At 45.5% G+C, this 20,060-nt stretch carries 17 protein-coding genes and 2 pseudogenes; 18 read left to right on the top strand and 1 reads right to left on the bottom strand.

All coding sequences use genetic code 11. The features are described from left to right. Nucleotides 1-13: 13 nt before the first annotated feature. From BQ5591_RS18140 to BQ5591_RS18085, 13 genes and pseudogenes are all read left to right on the top strand, one after another. Nucleotides 14-1,192, top strand: a complete 1,179-nt coding sequence (locus BQ5591_RS18140; protein WP_083381027.1) for a helix-turn-helix domain-containing protein — start codon at nt 14-16, stop codon at nt 1,190-1,192. 388 nt (nt 1,193-1,580) lie between these two features. Beyond that, complete coding sequence (locus BQ5591_RS18135; RefSeq protein ID WP_071150822.1) at nt 1,581-1,814, top strand: hypothetical protein; 234 nt, start codon at nt 1,581-1,583, stop codon at nt 1,812-1,814. Between the two features lie 314 nt (nt 1,815-2,128). Further along, nucleotides 2,129-2,395: an NVEALA domain-containing protein gene (locus BQ5591_RS20980; protein ID WP_083381063.1), complete on the top strand. Its 267-nt coding sequence runs from the start codon at nt 2,129-2,131 to the stop codon at nt 2,393-2,395. A 144-nt stretch (nt 2,396-2,539) separates the two neighbouring features. Next, a complete protein-coding gene (locus tag BQ5591_RS18125) occupies nt 2,540-3,538 on the top strand; it encodes a hypothetical protein (protein ID WP_071150406.1) in 999 nt (332 codons plus the stop codon). After that, nucleotides 3,528-4,538: a BF3164 family lipoprotein gene (locus tag BQ5591_RS18120; RefSeq protein ID WP_071150405.1), complete on the top strand. Its 1,011-nt coding sequence runs from the start codon at nt 3,528-3,530 to the stop codon at nt 4,536-4,538. The genes BQ5591_RS18125 and BQ5591_RS18120 overlap by 11 nt, the downstream gene beginning before the upstream one ends. A 4-nt stretch (nt 4,539-4,542) precedes the next feature. Then, nucleotides 4,543-5,412 (top strand): DUF1573 domain-containing protein, encoded by an 870-nt coding sequence (locus BQ5591_RS18115; protein ID WP_071150404.1) that lies wholly within the window; start codon nt 4,543-4,545, stop codon nt 5,410-5,412. A gap of 141 nt (nt 5,413-5,553) precedes the next feature. Continuing rightward, complete coding sequence (locus BQ5591_RS21950; protein WP_235817116.1) at nt 5,554-6,444, top strand: hypothetical protein; 891 nt, start codon at nt 5,554-5,556, stop codon at nt 6,442-6,444. Nucleotides 6,445-6,623: 179 nt separating this feature from the next. After that, entirely contained in the window at nt 6,624-7,382 is a 759-nt protein-coding gene (locus tag BQ5591_RS21945; RefSeq protein WP_235817115.1) for a hypothetical protein, read from the top strand. 6 nt (nt 7,383-7,388) lie between these two features. After that, entirely contained in the window at nt 7,389-8,279 is an 891-nt protein-coding gene (gene lepB, locus BQ5591_RS18105; RefSeq protein WP_071150403.1) for a signal peptidase I, read from the top strand. A gap of 35 nt (nt 8,280-8,314) precedes the next feature. After that, the gene (locus BQ5591_RS18100; protein ID WP_071150821.1) at nt 8,315-10,027 is read left to right on the top strand and encodes an O-antigen ligase family protein; all 1,713 of its coding nucleotides are present in this window, start codon (nt 8,315-8,317) and stop codon (nt 10,025-10,027) included. A gap of 173 nt (nt 10,028-10,200) precedes the next feature. Beyond that, nucleotides 10,201-10,542: a site-specific integrase gene (locus tag BQ5591_RS22120; protein WP_071150402.1), complete on the top strand. Its 342-nt coding sequence runs from the start codon at nt 10,201-10,203 to the stop codon at nt 10,540-10,542. An 80-nt stretch (nt 10,543-10,622) separates the two neighbouring features. After that, nucleotides 10,623-11,027: pseudogene (locus tag BQ5591_RS18090) on the top strand (DUF1016 N-terminal domain-containing protein); the annotation flags it as partial. Between the two features lie 80 nt (nt 11,028-11,107). Then, the gene (locus BQ5591_RS18085; protein ID WP_071150401.1) at nt 11,108-12,169 is read left to right on the top strand and encodes a DUF5700 domain-containing putative Zn-dependent protease; all 1,062 of its coding nucleotides are present in this window, start codon (nt 11,108-11,110) and stop codon (nt 12,167-12,169) included. A 97-nt stretch (nt 12,170-12,266) separates the two neighbouring features. Here the strand turns inward: BQ5591_RS18085 and BQ5591_RS21935 are convergent. Continuing rightward, nucleotides 12,267-12,347, bottom strand: a pseudogene (locus tag BQ5591_RS21935) (glycoside hydrolase family protein); the annotation flags it as partial. Nucleotides 12,348-13,346: 999 nt separating this feature from the next. Between BQ5591_RS21935 and BQ5591_RS18075 the strand changes: the two are divergent. The 5 genes from BQ5591_RS18075 (at nt 13,347) to tatC (ending at nt 19,958) form a co-directional block, all read left to right on the top strand. Then, on the top strand, nt 13,347-14,969 hold the full coding sequence (locus BQ5591_RS18075; RefSeq protein WP_071150399.1) for a VapE domain-containing protein: 1,623 nt from the start codon (nt 13,347-13,349) through the stop codon (nt 14,967-14,969). A 164-nt stretch (nt 14,970-15,133) separates the two neighbouring features. Continuing rightward, nucleotides 15,134-16,123, top strand: a complete 990-nt coding sequence (locus BQ5591_RS18070) for a GSCFA domain-containing protein (RefSeq protein WP_071150820.1) — start codon at nt 15,134-15,136, stop codon at nt 16,121-16,123. Then, nucleotides 16,099-18,597, top strand: coding sequence for a bifunctional UDP-N-acetylmuramoyl-tripeptide:D-alanyl-D-alanine ligase/alanine racemase (locus BQ5591_RS18065; RefSeq protein WP_071150398.1), 2,499 nt, complete (start codon nt 16,099-16,101; stop codon nt 18,595-18,597). The genes BQ5591_RS18070 and BQ5591_RS18065 overlap by 25 nt, the downstream gene beginning before the upstream one ends. Before the next feature lie 311 nt (nt 18,598-18,908). Further along, nucleotides 18,909-19,133 (top strand): Sec-independent protein translocase subunit TatA/TatB, encoded by a 225-nt coding sequence (locus tag BQ5591_RS18060; RefSeq protein WP_071150397.1) that lies wholly within the window; start codon nt 18,909-18,911, stop codon nt 19,131-19,133. A gap of 36 nt (nt 19,134-19,169) precedes the next feature. Continuing rightward, nucleotides 19,170-19,958 carry a twin-arginine translocase subunit TatC gene (gene tatC / locus BQ5591_RS18055; RefSeq protein WP_071150396.1) on the top strand — a complete coding sequence of 263 codons (789 nt, stop codon included), beginning with the start codon at nt 19,170-19,172 and terminating at the stop codon, nt 19,956-19,958. Nucleotides 19,959-20,060: the final 102 nt, after the last annotated feature.

Here is a 20,060-nt window from a genome sequence, read left to right as displayed (position 1 = left end):
AGTGACATTCATTATGAAATACGACTATCAAAAGGAAATTATTATGAATTGGATAAATAGAATAATAAGGAGGCCTTTGAACGTGAAAAAAATAAATCCAAAAGTATGGATATTGTTTGTTGGCACATTTTTAACTGCAATGTGTGCTGTCCATTTATGGAAAGCATATTCACAACAGAAGCAAAATTGGAATGAACAGGCAAAAACAGCTTTTTTTCATGCGATAAATTTAGAAGTGGAGCAGATAACGCTCCCTCTTCATTATACTCCAATTCCTGCTCAACGGCAGATATCTGTAAAATCCTCCATACCGGATTCGATAAAACTGATAACAGAGAATGGGGTGCAAGTTTTCCATCTTCCTACGTACAAGCGCAAACATGCCTATGTGAATGATGGCACGAAAAATGCGCTTCTAAGTTTGTCTCTGAGGGAGCAGCCACTTCTTCCAGAACCGTTGCAAGCTACTTGGGATAGTTTGCTGGTTGCTCATGACATAAAAGCTGATACAAGAGTGTTTTGCAGAACGACAGATATGTCCGGGCATATCAATGCTGTCTGTTCTGAAACCGAGGGAATGACGCAAAAAGCCGATAGCTTGGTTTCTACTTATTTAGGCTATCGTCTGGAATTAGAAATAGCCGGCTATATTTCATATAATTGGTGGAGCCTTGTATCATCAGGTCAAAATATATTGTGCATATTGTTAGTTTGTATCGTATGGTTTTCCTTATTATACCGCAAACTATTCCATTTTTTACTTCCAGATGCCAATGAAACAAAGAATAACGAAAGGACAACACGCAAGCGTATAGTGTGTAAACCTCAAGTACGAGGTAGAAACGATCGGCTTTACAATTTGGGTATGGAAATCTATTTTGACGCTGAGCAAAACGTACTCTGTAATGAGAATGACAAGACGATTGTTACCCTGTCTGCAACCATGTCTAATTTGTTAGAATGTTTTCTTAAATCTCCTCATCACACTTTGTCTAAACATGATATTTATCTGGCTATCGGAAAAGAGCTTGAAACCTACTCTTTGGATAGTTTTTATAAGATGATAGGACGCCTTCGGGATAAGCTCGAAAGCGTATCGCCTGCTACTATATCTAATGATAGAAATGGCTTTTATCAGCTTGTTCTGCCTTCTTCGATAAACAAAACAGAAAAGAATGAATCATTCGGATGAAAACTCCAACTGATATCAACTGACATTTTTCGATTTATAATATTATGATAGACAGTTGTTTACAATTAATGTCAGTTGATGTCAGTTGACATGATGGTTTATTTCGATGGTATTTTTTTAATTTTATCGGCAAATTGAAATGCAGACAATCTGAACTTGGAGGAACTATAAATAAAAGTTTTAAGTTTCGCAAGTGCTCAACTTACCAGTTAACAAGGCTTCAGTCAACAAGTCCACAAGGTTGGAATGTCCTGTTTAATAAAGTGCTGCTTGAAACGGCTCGCTACAAACGCCTTGTCAACTCGTCAACTGCAACTTGAGCTTGCGAACTGAAAATCGACGAAGTCAAAGTTGAGGTATTAATAAATAACAACTAATGAAATTGAAAATGAAAAGAAAAAGAATCTTATTGATCGGAAGCATTGTATGTGCCTGTGGAATGTGGATGGGGTTACATTCTAAAACGGAAATAGAAGATGATCTTCTGCTGTTAAATGCGGAAGCTCTGGCAGATGATGAATATGTAGAAGTTGGACATTGCCTTGAAGTGGGGAATGTCCCATGTCCATTAACGAATATAAAAGTAAAATACGTATTTATGGGATGGAGTCTGAATGAATAATAATAGCAGGAATGAGGGGAAAATGCCCTGTGTTAGAGAGCGAGGCATCCCCGCTCATTCCCTAACCCACTTAAAAGAAAGGAGGTCAAGGAACAAAGATAGCAAAAGTCTCAGCAAAAAAATAAGCTTGCTTAATTTTTTTGCTAAGGCGCATCCTATCTTATTTAAAGCTACAAATTATTATTTTGCGGCTATACGTTTGCCGCATCCGTTGAAAGGATAAATACGGAACAAAGGTATTATACTCTTCTTCTGTATCCCTGAGGAGGAGGGCATATATAGATAATAGAACAGGGAATAAAATGATTAAAACCATGAAACATAATTTTTTTAAAATAGCCCTTGTGGCAGCTGTTGTAGTAACAGTCGGTTATGGCGTTTATGAGAATCAAAGACAAAATTTGGTGTCTAATATTATGTTAGCGAATGTAGAAGCATTGGCTGATGATGAATTATCAAATGGTAGATGCTGGGCATCGTGGTATAATGAATGCTGTGTATGTGGAAACGCTCATTTTACTTATGCATATCCTACATCAGGTGGAGGTTGTGATTATAGATATGGTTGTTCACATTATTAATTAATAATGTAGATTTGTACAATAAATTTATAGCATTTTTCAGACGCAGATGACGAAGGATTTTTGTATAAATCCGTGTCTTCTGTGTCTTTTAATGCTAAGATTTTGTAACCATTAATTTTTTATCACTTAATTCTTATTCGCATGAACAGAAGCTTTATTTATTTATTTTTCCTTTTATTTTTATACGGTTGTCAGTCCGTGAAAAAAAGGGAGGTTGTCCGTGAAAAAGCAACAGCCCAAATATTACACAACGACATCATGACCCGTATGCCGGGTACGATGATAATCGTTGGAAATTATGTGGTATGGGAAGATCCGTTTGCCCGTGATTATTTTGTGAATGTACACGATGCTGTAACTGGAAAATTGGTTGGTAAGATGGGAAAAGTTGGCGAAGGTCCTAATGAATTTGTGACAGGCAGCCTTAGTTCGCATTGTGTAGGAAACCGTCTTTTTGTTTCAGATTTGAATGGGAAAAGTAAAGGGTATCTCTCTATTGACAGTCTGGTAGCAGGGATGGAACCTTTTAGTCCCTTAAGTTCGTTAGAAAAGGAAAATCGTCCGTCAATGATTGAATTGCAGCATGATGTCTTTGTTCAGCAAACGGCAGATGGGGATGAAAATTATTTTAATGCTCGCATATATGGCCGTGAAAAGAAATTTGGTGTTTATCCGGTGAAGGACGTACGTGAACATTTAGGTATGACGTTGGTATACGACTCCATCAGTGGCATGCTGGCATGTAGTTCTTTCCACATTCCTTATTTAGCTTTATACCAGAAAGAAAACGATAATTTTAAGTTGTGTTGGGAGAAAGAAGCCGATACCGGATACGAGGTTTCCCGGGGACGTATCGTGCCTGATGCACGTATAGGTGGCATTTTTGGCCTTTCAATCTGTAAGGATTATATCGTTTCACTGCATCGTGATTGGGAGAACGAACCACTTGATGCCCCTATTCGAGGCAGGGATGAACGGCTTCTTCCTCATTTGGTTTATCTTTATGACTACGATTCTTCTTTGGTGAAAGTTGTCGATCTGGGCATGCCGGTTGTTCGTATTGCTTCAGATACCCGTACCAATACACTTTATGCTTTAGTGTTGAATCCTGATTACATGTTGGTAAAGTATGAGTTGTAAAGGGTTCGGAATTTGTGCAGCGTGGATATTTCTCCTTTTATTGGCTGCCTGCCAGCAACCAGGCACGGAAGAGGTTAAGTTAAAATATAAACAGGGTTTTCTTGTTGACACGGTTGTTTCTCCTTCGGAAATAACGATGGGGATTAGTGTCCGTCCCGCTTTCCCCTTACGCTTAGATGACCGTTTAGTCGTGTTTGGCAGTTATGATATGGTTCATATTTATTCATACCCTCAATTGCAGTATCTTCACAGCCAACAGCTTCCTCGGTATGTTTCGCAAGAGGTTGTAAACGGTGAATTGTTTCTGGAGTATCAAGGCAAGGTTGATGTTTATCGGTTAGACAAAGCAGACTCGCTTTATCAGTCACGTTCGTTTCGGGTGGCAACTGTTCCTTATACTACAGGGAGAGTGCAATCGTTGGGGGAAGATGAATATATTTTCCCCGACAACTACGATATGAATGGTCTCTGTGAGTTCCATCGGGTTTTTCCGGGAACAGGGCGCTGGAGTTCTGGCGGACAATATCCGGAAACTCCGGAGCGTTTCAAGCGTTTGCGTGATTTCAAGTTGGCTTATGCGCACATTCTTGCTGTCAGACCCGATAAAACGGCTTTCGTGGTGGCTTATTGTAATTTACGTCGTATTCATATCTATAATAAGAAAGGGCAGTTACTTCATGCCTTGCAACTTGACTATTCTCCCGGCAATAATCATTTGGTAGAACCAAAGTTTGAATCTCGTTTGTCTCATTGCAGCGGTGTGATTGCCACAGATCATTATATATATACTGTCAATCCCGAACAGTCTATGGAGCGTGCGGTGCCTCATGGCGATATATTGGTACTGGATTGGGAGGGGAACCTGAAAGCACGGTACCGATTGGATATGTACATAGATGGCATTGTTGTAGATGAAGAGAGAAAAATGATAGTGGGGTGTGGTGACAAAGGGAAAGGAAGAGGAAGACAGTTTTTTAAATTGAAACTTATAAATGAGTAGTGGTATGAGATTATTTTATGGCTTAATCTTTTTATTGTTTTTATTTTTGTTTTCATGTCAGAGAACAGGGAAGGTAGAATTGATCTTGCAGAAATGGCAAGGGAAAGAAATCTTATTTCCTGATTCAATGGTGTTTACTATTCGTGGTAATGATACAGTAGACTTTTTATTTTCAAATGAGTATAAAATATTATCATATATTGATTCTACCGGATGTACCAGTTGTAAATTGAGATTGGGCGATTGGAAAGAATATATATCGGAAATGGATTCTTTACTTTCAGATTCAGTTAAATTTTTGTTTTTTTTCTTTCCAAAAGACGGTATGGAAATATATCAAACGCTACGGATTAATAGGTTTGGGTATCCTATTTGTATGGATTGTAACGATGAATTAAACCGGCTGAATCATTTTCCCTCCGATGAAAGATTCCAGACTTTCCTCCTCGACAAGGACAACCGTGTGCTGGCCGTCGGCAATCCCATCCACAATCCGAAGATAAAGGAACTTTACCTGAAAATCATTCGGGGAGAAACGGTGCAGAAGGAAACGGGTACTTCCGAGCCACTGACCAGCATACAAGCTGACCGGACGTCGGCTGACCTGGACAGTTTTGCACGGAGCGAGGAGCAAAAGGTCGTCTTCAACCTGAAGAATACGGGCAGGCATCTGCTCGTGGTTCACGACGTGACTACTTCCTGCGGCTGCATCACGGTGGACTATCCCAAGGAACCGGTCCGTCCGGGCGACGTGCTGCCACTGACCGTGACCTATCGCGCCGATGAGGCCGGCTATTTCAGCAAGACGGCTACGGTACACTGCAATGCGGAAGGGGCACCGTTTGTTCTGAATGTGAAAGGATTTGCGGAATAAAAATACTGTAAAATAAGTGATAATAATGGAAGTATGGCAAATAATGTGAAGAATAAGTTAAGGACCTGTATATTTTACGTATGTAATTTACTTCTCCTGTTTCACTGTATTTCTTGTGTGCAGGGAAATTTGCAAAATCGTGTGGAGACAGTTTTGGAGCAAGCTGGGAAAAATAAATGTGAGTTGGAGAAAGTGCTGTCCCATTATCAAGGAGAAAAAGAAAAGTTGGCAGCTGCTCGGTTCTTGATAGCCAACATGCTTCCACATCATTCGTTTATAGGAAAAGAATTGGACAGTTTGAAACGTTTGAAAAAGGAAAGCATCCTGAAGGGAAGAATATCCGATGAGGTTGTGAAACAATGGAAATCATTTGATTATAGAAATTTACATAAAATAAAAGATGTAGAAGTTATAAAAGCGGAAATGTTGATAGATAATATAGACTTAGCTTTTGACGTATGGGAAAAGAGGAGCTGGAGTAAATATTATTCTTTTGAAGATTTCTGTGAATATATTTTACCTTATAGGGTCGGCAACGAACCTCTCGAAAATTGGCGTAGAGTTTATTATGAACGTTATGCTCCGGTTCTTGATTCATTGTATCGGGGTAATGATGTCGTAAAAGCAGCCCAGGTTCTTTCCATGTATTTAAAGAAAGAGGGTTTTGCTAATTATACAGATTTTAATCTTCCTCACTTAGGGGCTTTGTTCTTGCTGGAAAACAGGGTGGGATATTGTCGAGAAAATTGCGACATTGTTACTTATGTAATGCGTGCTTTGGGCATTCCGGTCGCAATGGATTTTTATGAAGTGTCGCCAAGTTATAATAGTAGGCATTTTTGGTCGGCGTTACTTGACACTACAGGTTTGGCCATTCCTTTCAATTACACGGAGCAGGTTCCTTCGCGACACCCTGAAGGGTTACGTAAAATGGGAAAAGTATATCGTAGCTGTTATGGAATTCAGCTAGAAAAATATGTAGGACTTTACGCTGATAGGCAGGTGCCTCATTTTTTTGACATCCTTTACTGAAAGATGTTGGCAATGAATATTTTCCTAATAATTCGATTAAGTTACATTTAGCGGATATTTCAGGAGATTGGGCATATTTATGTGTTTATACAGGACGCGAGCTGTATCCGATTGATATTTCGAAGATTCTAGGTGATGAAGTGGTCTTTTATAATGTAGAACCGGAACTTATTTATTTTGTGGCATTTTGCTGGGATGGAAATATGGTGCCGGCAGATTATCCTTTCTTTTTCACAGGAGAAGTCGTGAATTTTCTGATACCCAATGAACAGGAGCGTGAAGAAGTGGTACTGACCCGTAAATATCCGATTGGGAAAAATCCGCTTTTTCTGTCAAGCGCTGTGGGAGTGAAGATTGAAGGTGCCAACCGGCCAGATTTTAAGGATGCAGAGTTATTATATATGGTGGCTGATACTCCAACAGTTAATTACAATGTACTATATCCATTGCGAACAAAGAAATATAGGTATGTTGCCTATTCTTCACCACAGGACAAACGAATACAATTGGCCGAATGGCATATGTATGGCTTGGGGGATTATCCACTTATGCCTGAAAGAATTTGGGCAAACCATGCTTTAAGTAAAACACATCGGGGTATTCTTGATTTGATGAATGATGGGGATTGGAGCTCTTTTTATATGTCGGCTGTGGAGGGGGAAAAGCTCTATTTTGATTTAGGAAAGCCGCAAGTACTGACGAAGTTTACGCTTATTCCCCGGAATGACGACAATTATATTCATTTGGGTGATGAGTACGAATTGTATTATCATGGAGGCATTGCCGGTTGGAAGTCATTAGGAAGGAGAGTAGCAGAAAGAACAGAACTGCATTATGATAATGTTCCGCAAGGAGCTTTGTTATGGTTGCGTAATCATACGAGAGGAAAGGAGGAGCGTTGTTTTTATATAGCAGCTGGCAAACAAATATTTCAATAAAAGGGTATGAGAAAAGAGATTGTACAATTGAAGAAATGGCTGGGATATATACTAAACATAATGTTCATCCTTTGTATAATCGTGTTACTGATGGTGTTGTTGCAATTGTTTGTATTTGCTTCGTTTAAGATTCCCACCGATTCCATGGAACCTATACTAGTATCAGGAGATTATATTTTAGTTGATAAATGTTCTACTGGAGCAAGAATTTTCAATGTCATGAAAGCATTAGATGATAAAGAAGTGTCAATTTATCGTATGCCTGGCTGGAGAGATTTCGAACGGAATGACATAATTGTTTTCAACTTTCCCTATCCGAGAAAAAAGGATAGTATAGGTTTTAATGTAATGAAATATTATGTGAAGCGTTGCGTTGCCTTACCGGGAGATACTTTTGAGATAAAAGATGCGACTTATTCAGTACGCGGATATAAAGGCTTTTTAGGAAATGTACGTTCGCAAGGAATATTAAAAAATATAATAGAAAGAGGTGATGAAAACTATTATGGAATAGTTTTTAAGGGACGCATGTTTGGATCATTAGGATGGAGTATTGCAAATTTTGGTCCTTTTTACGTCCCGAAAAAAGGGGATTGTATACCAATGTTCGGCAAACATGCGCTGCTCTACCGCAACCTGATCGAGTGGGAACAGCGGAAGAAGTTGGTATGCCGGGGCGATACGGTGTGGTTGGGCGACAGCATCATCCGCCGTTACCGTTTCCGCGAGAACTATTATTTTGTGGCGGGCGACCGTGTGGCGAACTCGCAGGACTCCCGCTACTGGGGCCTGCTGCCCGAACCCTTCATCGTGGGCAAGGCGGTCAGAATCTGGAAATCGGTCGATCCGCTGACGGGCAAGGTGCGCTGGGATAGGGTGTGGAAAAGGATAGAGTGAAAACTTAAAAAGTATATTGGAACAAAATGCAGCGTATGAAAACACAGGAAGAGAACAGAACAGAGAAACCTGGAAAGGTTTACGTCCAGATATGGCGGGAACAGGTGGCACAGGGCGTGCTGTACGTGTCGCTCTGCCTGTTTCTGAGCGTGGTGTGCATCAGTACGCCCGAACTGCCCGAGGGCACGACGGCGGGGCAGTGGCTGGCATGGAGGATTCCGGCCTGCGTGTCGGCGGCGGGCATCGTGCTTGCCTTGCTGATACAGGCTTCCTGCAACGGCTGTCAGCGGTCGTACTTCGTTTACGGCGGGATGGAAACGGCTGTTCCGTGGGCGTTGATAACGATGGGCGTGATACAGGCCGTGTGGGGGCTCTGCCAGATGTTCGGCCTTCTGCCGTCGGGACACTCGCACTATGCGCTGACCGGCTCGTTCGCCAACCCCGGCCCGTATGGGGGCTACCTTGCCTTAGTGTTGCCGCTTTGCCTGAACCGCTATTTAGACCTGTTTCCGGCTTACATGAGCGCAGGATTCATGACCGACGCAAAGCGGCGTGGCAGGAAGCTGGCCGGGGCGGCGGGACTGCTGATACTGATGGTGCTGCCTGCCACGATGAGCCGCAGCGCCTGGCTGGCTGCCGCCGTAGGGTGCGGCTGGGTAGGATGGTGGTGGTTCTCCTGGTACCTGGTGCGGTGGTGGCAGGTCGTGTGGCGGCGCTGGCGCGGCAGGTGCATTGCCTGGTGTGGGGTGGCCGTGGCAGTCGTGGTAGTTGCCGGGGTGGGCATCTTCCTGCTGAAACCCGATTCGGCGCTGGGGCGCCTGTTCATCTGGAAGATGACGTGCCGCGCCATCGCCTCGCATCCCTTCATGAACTTCGACGGTTTCCCCGCCTTGTACGGCGAGGCGCAGAGCAGCTATTTCGCTTCCGGCGACTATGCTGCCTGGGAGGAGCGTGTGGCGGGTACTCCGGAGTATGCCTTCAACGACTATCTGGACTTTACCGTCATGCTGGGTATTCCTTTCCTCGTGGTGCTGCTGGCCGTTTTGTCTTACCTGCTCTGGCGCGGCAGGTATGTGTCGCTGACGGGACATAACGGGGCGTTGCTTTCGCTGATAGTCTTCGCCTTCTCTTCCTATCCGATGCATCTGCCGGCCTTCATCGTGGCGGGTTTCCTGCTGGTGATGTCCTATTTCCCCGGACGGATCCCCATGGTTTTGGTCATCCTGATGGCGATGTGGCAGTGCTTTGGGATGGGTAACGACTGGAAAAGGCAGACGGACGATTGCCGTTTGTGGGCGGAAGCCCGTATGCTCTACCGCATGGGAGCCGACGAAGCAGCCGCCGAGAAGTACAACGCGATTTGGCGTTCGGAAGGTTTGCAGGACGAGGGCGCCTTTTACTTTGAGTACGGCCATTGCCTGCACCGCCTCAAGGAACATACGTGGTCGAACTACATGCTGAAGGAGGCCGCCCGTCTGACGGCCGACCCGATGGTGCTGAACATCATGGGGAAGAACTGGCAGGCGGTGAAGGAGTACCGGAAAGCGGAGGAATGCTTCTGGCAGGCCGTCCACCGGTTGCCGGGCCGCATCTATCCTTACTACCTGCTGGCAAAGCTCTATGCTCTGCCCGATTACCGTCATCCGGACAAGTTGGAGGAGATGAAGCGGATTGTGCTGACGAAGGAGCCCAAGGTGATGTCGACCGCCATCCGCGAGATGCGCGAGGAGGTGGAGAAACTGGAGTGAGCGGTGCTTGTTGCGCCGGCTAACTGCCCATATTACGCGGCTAAAGTAGAGATGAAAAAACTGTTGGTTTTATTCTCTGGTGACTCTTAGATTTTGTCTTTTTAATCAGAAAAAGTATTTTTCTACTTTCTGTGTCCTTGTTTACTATGCTTGTTGTTAGATGGGAAAAATGTATGCAGGAGCTTGTCGGCAAGTATTCGGAAGACAGCCCCAGTCCTTGTCTTTTGCCGGTATTGAAATATCTTTTAAGGATACGCACAAGCATTACAGGAAGAATAAACCGGAACTTGAAAGAGATAGCCAAACTGGCCGATATATCCGTTCTTCTAAGCATGTGCTGTGTCCGTCATTCATGGGCAAGTACGGCCAAAGGCAAGAACATTCTGATTTCGGTAATAAGTGAAGGAATGGGACATGATTTCGAAGCGACCACGCAAATTTATCAGGCTTCGTTGGACAATGTGGCAGTAGGTAAGGGTAACTATCAGATATTGAAGGATTTGTTGGGCTTTTAAAACATAATCATCTTAATATTATATGAATTTGATGTACAATCGAATAAAAAACGTAACTTTGTGAATATATCAAAGTGACTATGGCTAAAAATACAGATAAACAGACAATTGATAAATTGGCAGATGATTTTCGTGGCTATGCGGCATTGCTTCGCAAAATCAAGCAACGGGTACTGATAGCTCAACAACGGGCGATTTATGCTGCTAATGAAGAAATGCTTAGGATGTATTGGGATATTGGTGGCATGTTGCAACAAAGCCAGGATGCAGACGGTTGGGGCAAGAAAACCTTGCAACGGCTGGCAGCGGATTTGAAGAACGATTATTCCGAAATAAAAGGATTTACTGTACGCAATATGCAATATATGGTGCAGTTCTTCAACGAGTACAACCAAGAGCTTACGATGGTAAAAGGGGGTGTTTCTCCAATTGCGAAATCACTGATTTCGCAATTGGAGGAATATAATTTCACCCTTTCCATCAAGCTATAGATAAAATATGAATCTATTCATAGCAATAATTGTATTTTTCTCTTAGAAGAAGTATCAGTTTTATATCAATAGTCATGAAGAAAATATTAGTCTTTCTGTTTTTAATAAAATGCTCATTTTCGTTTGCACAAAATGTTGATTTAACATCAGTAGATGAGTTTTTCAAAATAGCCGATTGCCTTAAAAATGGCAAGGAGGTCAATATGGAACAATGGCATCGGTTTAATAGTTCTGCTGCATATTCTATCTTTTCCGATTACAAAGACAATAGGATTAGCAATATAGTAAAGTCAACCATGCAGAGTGTTTTTGGGGATCTGAATAGAGATAAGGAATCAGAGAACATCATTTCACTGGAATCATTGGTAAGAGCCAACTATGAAGAAATAAACGAGAATTACTTGAAAATAAAGGAATTTCGTCATAGCTATGACTTCGGATCATTGATTTCAAATGCAAAATCGAGACTCCAGTCTTTCTTGGGATGTGATAGTCTGGATACATCGGTGAAATGGAAACCTGTCTATTTCCTGTTTCTCAGTGCTGACGGAAAGGATATGGACGATGCCCTTGTGATTGATTTCAATCTGATTTATAAAATGACTGAAGAACAGAGAATCAATTTTCTGGCACACGAGTTCTTTCATGTATATAGAGGGCACTTTGAAAACCATGAGTTCAACTATGCAAATGACATCAACTTTGCGATTGATATGATAGCGAATGAGGGGATAGCTGACCAAATCGATAAATATATGGGTTATAGAGAATATTATTCGAGTATAATCGGTTCAAAAGAACTTGCTGAAGAGTTTGTATCACTTTATAGTAAAGCTGAACAGGATATCACCACTCTTCAGACAATACTGTTGCAGTATGCGGATAAACAAATAGATAAGAATACATGTATTGATAAATTGCTTGAAATCTATAAATATAACGGCCACGCACTTGGATTTTACATGTCCAACCAAATCATACTTGCCGGACTTAAGCAGGAAATGCTAAAATCATTCCACAATCCGTATGAATTTTACAGGCTGTATCTTTTGGCTACCAATAAAAATAATGATAAACTGTTAAGTAGGAAATTTTTGAACTATTTGAAAAAGACTACGGAACAATACTATCAGTAAGAGTCGTATATGAAAGCTGTTTTGATATTATTATTTATTGCGATAGAATTTAAGAGGAAACCTGACGATGATGTACCGAAAGATTCTTCCTTTTCTTTTACTCTTCAAAAAGTAACAGATATTCCACCTTTCTTCTCCACTCGATGCTCGGAACTACTTTACCTTTATATATTGAATAATGTAAGCAAAATATGCAACCTTTGCTATCGGCTTAAACAACGTACTAAAACAAGAAGTGGAATATTGGATACGAATAGTAGACTTGTCATATTCAAGTGGATATAAAATATCTGATTATATAGGATCTATCAGTTATAAATGGGGATTGACTGATTGGAAAGTTTGTGCTGACGAAAGAGCCCAAGGTGATGTCAACCGCCATCCGCGAGATGCGCGGGGAGGTGGAGAAACTGGAGTGAGCGGTGCTTGCACGGCTCGCGAGAGACACAAGCACGGCTCGCGAGCAACGCTTGCAATACTCGTGGGAGTTGCAAGCAATACTCACGGACTTTACTTACCCAACCCGTGGACTTTGCAAACAAAACCTGACAGGATTGCTTGTAAAACTCGGTGACATTGCTTGTTATACTCGGCGGGATTGCTTGTTACGTCGGCTAACTACCGATGTTACGCTGCTAAAGTAGGTGGTTACGAATGAAAAGTGAATAATGAAAAATGAAAAACGGGTGAGGGATGGATACGCGGACGACGCGGAGAGGACGGACGAACACGGATGAAAAGGAGAAAAGGAGAAATTGGGTTCACGCTTTCAACAAGGAAAATTAGTGCTGAAAATCAGACGGATGTGGTGAAAGATAAAGCTTCACGTTGGTTCAATGAAAAATTAAAAATGAATAATTAAAATCCGCGTTCATCCGCTCATTCCGTGTATTCCGCGTATCCATCTTTCACCACAAATAGTTCACCCACAGAATATTACGGTGAAACTTCACCCTGCAAACTGCTGAAAACTCTGTGTCCTTCCGTGGTGATTGAAAAAGAAGTTGATTTTTGTTGATTATTTCACCCTTATCCACTTGACAAAGGCCTTCCGATTTTGTATCTTTGGGGAACAGTTAATGAGTTGACAAGTTGACGAGTTAACAAGGGAACAAGGTGCCTCGGAGTCTGTAGCCGCGTCCCTCGTCCCTATTCACACTTAAACCCAAAAATCGCTATGAACCTGATTACGAACCTGAAAAGCTGGTTCCTTCCGTGGAACGCACGCAAGGACAACACGACAAACGAGACAACTAACACGACTGGCACAACGACAGCCGCCTCTGCCGCTTCCACTTACGAACAACTGTTTACCGACCTGCAACACGTCTGTACCCGCCTGCCCGGAGGTGAAATATTCGTAGTGATGGGCGGCGGCGAATTCAGTGTCCGCATGACGTGGACACCCGACGACCGTGCCAAAGGTGAACAGAAACGCATGTTCAGCCTGAACGGCGGGAACGAAATCATTGAATGGGTAGATGCGCAACCCGAAGAAGCCGATGAAGCACGCATCCGGACAATGGAGCAACAACCTGTCATTGAAAAGGATACGGTGAAGGATGCGCTAAAAAACACACCCAAAGAAGAGGTCGCTGCACCTGCTGAAGAATCTCCTGCCCAACCCGAAAAGCCCTCGCGCCAGCAACAGATGATGCAACGCCTGACGCGCTACCTGAAGCTGCACTACGCCTTCCGCTACAACCTGCTGACGGAACGCACGGAGTGCGCTCGTGTGAATAACGACCTAACGAACGATCCGCACCACCTTATTTATACCCCCGTGGACAGCCGCACGCTGAACGGCATCGCCCTCGACGCCATCGACAGCGGCGTAGACTGCTGGGACCGTGACGTGAAACGTTACGTGGAGTCCGACCACGTGCAGGCCTATCACCCGTTCGACCTCTACTTCAAGCACCTTCCTGCATGGGACGGCACCGACCGGGTGACAGAACTGGCCAAGCGGGTGTCCGACAACGACCTTTGGACACGCGCCTTCCACCGCTGGATGCTGGCCGTCACCGCCCAGTGGACGGGCCGTGGCGGAGAGGGACGCCGTGCCAACAGTGTGGCGCCGCTACTAGTCAGCACCGCACAGGGTTTGGGAAAATCTACCTTCTGCCGCCTGCTGCTCCCGCCCCAGCTGCGTGACTACTTTACCGAAAGTTTTGACCTGACCAACGCCACGGCGGCGGAGAACAAATTAGCTTCGTACGGACTCATCAACCTGGACGAGTTCGACCGTCTGCCTGCCAGCCGGATGCCCCAATTGAAGAACCTGATGCAGATGGAAGCCTTACGCGTGCGCCGTGCCTATCGTCGCACGGCAGAGCCGCTGCCCCGCATCGCCTCCTTCATCGGTACCAGCAACCGCCGCGACCTGCTGACCGACCTTTCGGGCAGCCGTCGCTTTATCTGTGTGGAGGTGGAACGCCCCATCGACTGCACCACGCCGATAGATTATGAACAGCTTTATGCCCAGCTGCTGCACGAGTTGGAGAACGGCGAACGCTGCTGGTTCAGCAAGGAAGAGGAAAACGAAATCCAGCAGGCCAATCGCCCGTTCTACCGCGTCACGCCTGCCGAAGAACTGGTCAGCTCGTGCTTCCGCTTCGCCGAGCCGGGCGAGCAGGGTGCAAGATTAATGTCGGCGGCGGATATCTATGCAACTGTGAAGAAGAAGAATCCTGCTGCTCTGAAGGACTGTTCGTGTACGTCGTTCGCCCGCCTGCTGGCGCAGTTGGGGCGCAGGGTACATACGAAGTATGGGAATGGGTATTGGGTGGGGCAGGAGTAAATCTGGCTGGGGAATATTTGCCTCTGCTCTCACCTTTCGCTATCTTTACATAATATAGGATTCGGTTCGGCATAGTCAAATTGAAAACTTTGGTTTTCCATTTGCCTCTGCTCTCACCTTTCACTATCTTTGCATCGTTTATGTTTTTTGTCAGATAGAACATGATGAATTTGTATACTCCGGTAGAGATACCGTCCGACTGGCCCCGGCTGACCCATCGGGACCACCTGATGCTGATGGGTTCGTGCTTTGCTTCGAACATTGGTGCAAGGCTGTTGCAGGCTAAGTTCGCTTGCGAAGTCAATCCGTATGGCGTACTTTACAATCCGCTTTCCATCTCGGCCGCTTTGCGTGAGATTGGTTCCGGCAAGCAATATACCGGAGACGATTTGTTTCGGGCAGGCGGTTGCTGGCACAGCCCCATGCACCATAGCGACTTTTCGGCTGCCGATCCGGACGAAGTATTGCACAATATCAATGCCCGGCTGTCTGTCGCCCGCCAGTGGCTGTCTTCGCTCGACGTACTGCTGCTGACGTTCGGCACTTCGTGGGTGTACGAGGACGGGCAGACGGGGGGCATTGTAGGCAACTGTCACAAGCTGCCGGAAAGCTGTTTCCGCCGTCGCCGGCTGTCGGTGGAGGAGATTGTGGACGACTATGTGGACCTGTTGACAACTTTGTGGAAGCAGCGTCCCGGGCTGCGGGTGATTCTGACGGTCAGTCCCATCCGCCACGTGCGCGACGGCCTGCATGCCAACCAGCTCAGCAAGGCAACCTTGCTGCTGGCCATCGACGCTTTGCAACAGCGGTTTGCCGGACGCATCTTCTATTTTCCGGCTTACGAATTGCTGAACGACGAGTTGCGCGATTACCGTTTCTATGCCGACGATCTGGTCCATCCGTCCGACCTGGCGGTGGGCTACGTGTGGCAACGTTTTTCGGAAGCCTGCTTTGCAAAGGAAACGTTACAGATTATAGAAGAAAGTGAAAATATCGGCAAGATGCTGCAACATAAGCCTTTCCGTCCCGAGTCTGAAGAGTATAAGCGTTTTTTAGGACAAATTGTGTTAAAAATAGACCGACTTAACAGAAAATATCCGTACTTAGACTTCAAAAATGAAAGAGAGATATGTCATACACGATTGAAAATATAGCAGAGGTGACAGGTGCCAGACGCGTAGGAGACGTGCCTGCCACCATTGACTGGCTGTTGACAGACAGCCGTTCGCTGAGTTTTCCCGAAGAAACTTTGTTCTTTGCACTTACTACCAAACGGAACGACGGTACGCGTTACATTCCCGAACTGTATGCACGGGGCGTGCGCAATTTTGTGGTCAGCGAAGAGAAGTTTCAGCAACTCGAAAGCGAAAAACTGGCGGGATGTAATTTTCTGGTGGTTCCGAATACGCTGAAGGCGCTTCAGAAGCTGGCAGAAGTGCATCGCGACCGTTTCCAGATTCCGGTGATAGGCATAACGGGCAGTAACGGAAAGACGGTAGTCAAGGAGTGGTTGCACCAGTTGCTCAGTCCCGAGCGTGCCATTGTGCGTTCGCCGCGCAGTTATAATTCGCAGATCGGTGTACCTTTGTCGGTATGGCAGATGCACGAGGCTGCCGACCTGGCCATTTTCGAGGCCGGTATTTCCGAACCGGGCGAAATGCGTGCCTTGCAGAACATGATTAAGCCTACCATCGGCATTCTGACCAATATCGGAGGGGCGCATCAGGAGAATTTCTTCTCTTTGCAGGAAAAGTGCATGGAAAAGCTGACCCTGTTTAAGGACTGCGATGTAGTGATATACAATGGTGATGACGAGTTTATCTGCAACTGCGTGGCCAAGTCGATGCTGTCGGCCCGTGAGATAGCCTGGAGTTGCAAGGACATGGAGCGTCCGCTATACGTCAGCAAGATTGAGAAGAAAGACAACTGTACAGTGATTTCCTACCGTTACCTGGATATGGATAACAGCTTTACGCTGCCTTTCATCGACGATGCGTCGATCGAGAACTCGCTGAACTGTCTGGCTGCCTGTCTGTACCTGATGCTTCCGGCCGAACAGATTACCGAGCGTATGGCAAGGCTGGAGCCGGTGGCCATGCGTCTGGAGGTGAAAGAAGGTAAAAACGGTTGCCTGCTGATTAACGACAGTTACAACAGCGACTTGAGCTCGCTGGACATCGCCCTCGACTTTTTGGACCGTCGTTGCGCCGTCAGTGGTGGGGAAAAAGGAACACCGCTGAAGAAAACCCTTATCCTGTCGGACATACTGGAGACGGGACAGAATACGCCTACGCTGTACAGGCAGGTTGCCCAGTTGGTAAACCGGCGTGGCATTGAACGCATCATCGGGGTAGGAAACGACATTTCTTTGTCGGCCGACCGCTTTAACGTGGAAAAAGCTTTCTATCCCGATACGCAATCGCTGATAAAGGCTGTCGGCCAACGCGAACTCCGTCTGGAAAATGAAATCATACTGATAAAGGGAGCGCGGAAGTTTGGCTTCGACGCACTGACCGAAGTGCTGGAGAAGAAGGTGCACGAAACCATTCTGGAAGTTAACCTCGGAGCAATGGTGGCCAACTTGAATCATTATCGTAGTTTCCTGAAGCCTGAGACGAAAATGGTCTGCATGGTGAAAGCCTCGGCCTATGGTGCCGGGTCGTACGAAATAGCCAAGACCTTGCAGGAACATCACGTCGACTACCTGGCTGTAGCTGTGGCCGACGAAGGTTCCGACTTGCGCAAGGCGGGTATTACCTCGAACATCATGATCATGAATCCGGAAATGACCGCTTTCAAAACCATGTTCGACTATGCGCTTGAGCCCGAAGTCTACAGTTTTCACCTGCTGGATGCCCTGATAAAAGAGGCTGAGAAGGAAGGTATAGCCAACTTCCCCATCCACATTAAGCTGGATACCGGTATGCACCGTCTGGGATTTGCCCCTGCCGACATGCCCCGGCTGATTGAACGGCTGAAGGAGCAGAATGCGCTGATTGTCCGTTCGGTGTTCTCGCATCTGGTGGGTAGCGACGGTGCGCAGTTCGATTCGTTTACCCGTCATCAGATAGAAACGTTCGAGAAGGCTTCTGCCGAACTTCAGGCAGCTTTCCCGCACAAGATTCTTCGTCACATCTGTAACTCGGCGGGTATTGAGCGTTTTCCCGGTGCGCAGTTCGATATGGTACGCCTGGGCATAGGGTTGTATGGCATTGATCCGTTCGACAATTCCATTATTAATAATGTAAGCACGCTGAGGACGACCATCCTGCAAATTCGCGATGTACCGGCCGAAGATACGGTAGGGTATAGCCGCAAGGGACACCTGACCCGTGCTTCGCGCATTGCAGCCATCCCCATCGGCTATGCCGACGGACTGAACCGTCATTTGGGCAACGGACATGCCTATTGTTTAGTCAACGGACAACGTGCCCTCTATGTGGGTAACATCTGCATGGACGTCTGCATGATCGACGTGACGGACATCGACTGCAAGGAAGGCGATACGGTGGAAATCTTCGGCGACCATCTGCCTATCACAGTGCTGTCCGATGCACTCGACACCATTCCTTACGAAGTGCTGACCAGTGTATCGACCCGTGTAAAACGCGTATATTATCAAGACTAAAGTAAGGAAGCTTTTCGCTAAAAAGCAAGTTTTGGAAGGTGCCAAAGGAATTTTTGCTATTTTTGCAGCAGAATTAAATAAATAACTCAACTTTCGCACTTGCGAAACTTGCAGGAGTTAAAGGAGTTAGAAGAAGTTATCGCCCACTAAGGTGGGCTTAGAAGTTAAAGGCCAATAGACCTGTTACTGCGAATTTCCCTTTTTGCAAGACTATCGGCTTTAACTTCTAACAGAGCAAAGCGGAGTGATAACTTCTATAACTTCTTAACTTCCAAGAAAGTATTACATGTGAAACTTAAATAAATAAATATATGACAAGTTTATTGTTAATGAGTTTCTTGCCCAGCGGATCCGAGTGGTTAATCATTCTTCTGGTGATTCTGCTGTTGTTTGGCGGAAAGAAAATTCCCGAACTGATGCGCGGATTGGGCAAAGGCGTGAAGAGCTTTAAGGAAGGAGTCAACGAAGCGAAGGAGGAAATCAACAAGGCGAAAGAAGAAATAGACGAACCGGCGGACAAGGCAGAGAAGAAATGAGGGGAAAAGTTGTCCCTGATAGCGGTAGAATAGCGTATGGCGGATAAGGAGTTGACTTTCTGGGATCATCTGGACGAACTGCGTCGGGTGCTGTTTCGTGTGCTCGGTGTGTGGTTCGTGCTGGCCGTAGGTTATTTTATTGCGATGCCTTATCTGTTCGACAAGGTCATCCTGGCTCCCTGCCACAACGACTTTGTCTTCTACGACCTTCTGCGCTGGATCGGGCAGGAGCTGGACCTGCACGATGACTTCTTCACGCAGGAGTTCCACGTCAAACTGATCAATATCAATCTGGCGGCACCTTTCTTCATCCACATGTCTACGGCATTCTGGATGTCGGTAGTGACTGCCGCTCCCTACCTGTTTTACGAAGTGTGGCGCTTTGTCCGTCCGGCCCTTTATCCCAACGAGGTGAAAGGTGTGCGGAAGGCGTTGGGCATCGGGACGGTGATGTTCTTTGTGGGGGTGTTGCTGGGCTACTTTATGGTCTATCCGCTGACGTTGCGTTTCCTGTCCACCTATCAGTTGAGCAGTGCCATCGAGAACCAGATTTCGCTGAATTCCTACATCGACAACTTCATGATGCTGGTACTGTGCATGGGTCTGGCTTTCGAATTGCCTTTAGTCACCTGGCTGCTTTCACTGCTGGGAGTGGTTCACAAGGATTTCCTGCGCAAATACCGTCGTCATGCCATTGTACTGATTGTCATAGCGGCAGCCATCATTACGCCTACGGGCGATCCTTTCACGCTGACGGTGGTAGCCGTGCCGTTGTACCTGCTCTACGAGTTAAGCATCCTGATGATACGGGAGAAGAAAGAGTGACATAGTAAAGTTTAACTGTCATCGATACGCTTTGGCATGTTCTTTGCTACGGGGTGCGTGATAATATTAATGTTTCACTTTTAAATATGGAGGTCTTGATAT

It is taken from the genome of Bacteroides ndongoniae, from assembly GCF_900108345.1.
Lineage (GTDB): Bacteria > Bacteroidota > Bacteroidia > Bacteroidales > Bacteroidaceae > Bacteroides > Bacteroides ndongoniae.
The sequence above is the reverse complement of the archived record's forward strand: the minus strand, read 5'-3'. Positions and strand labels throughout refer to the sequence as shown.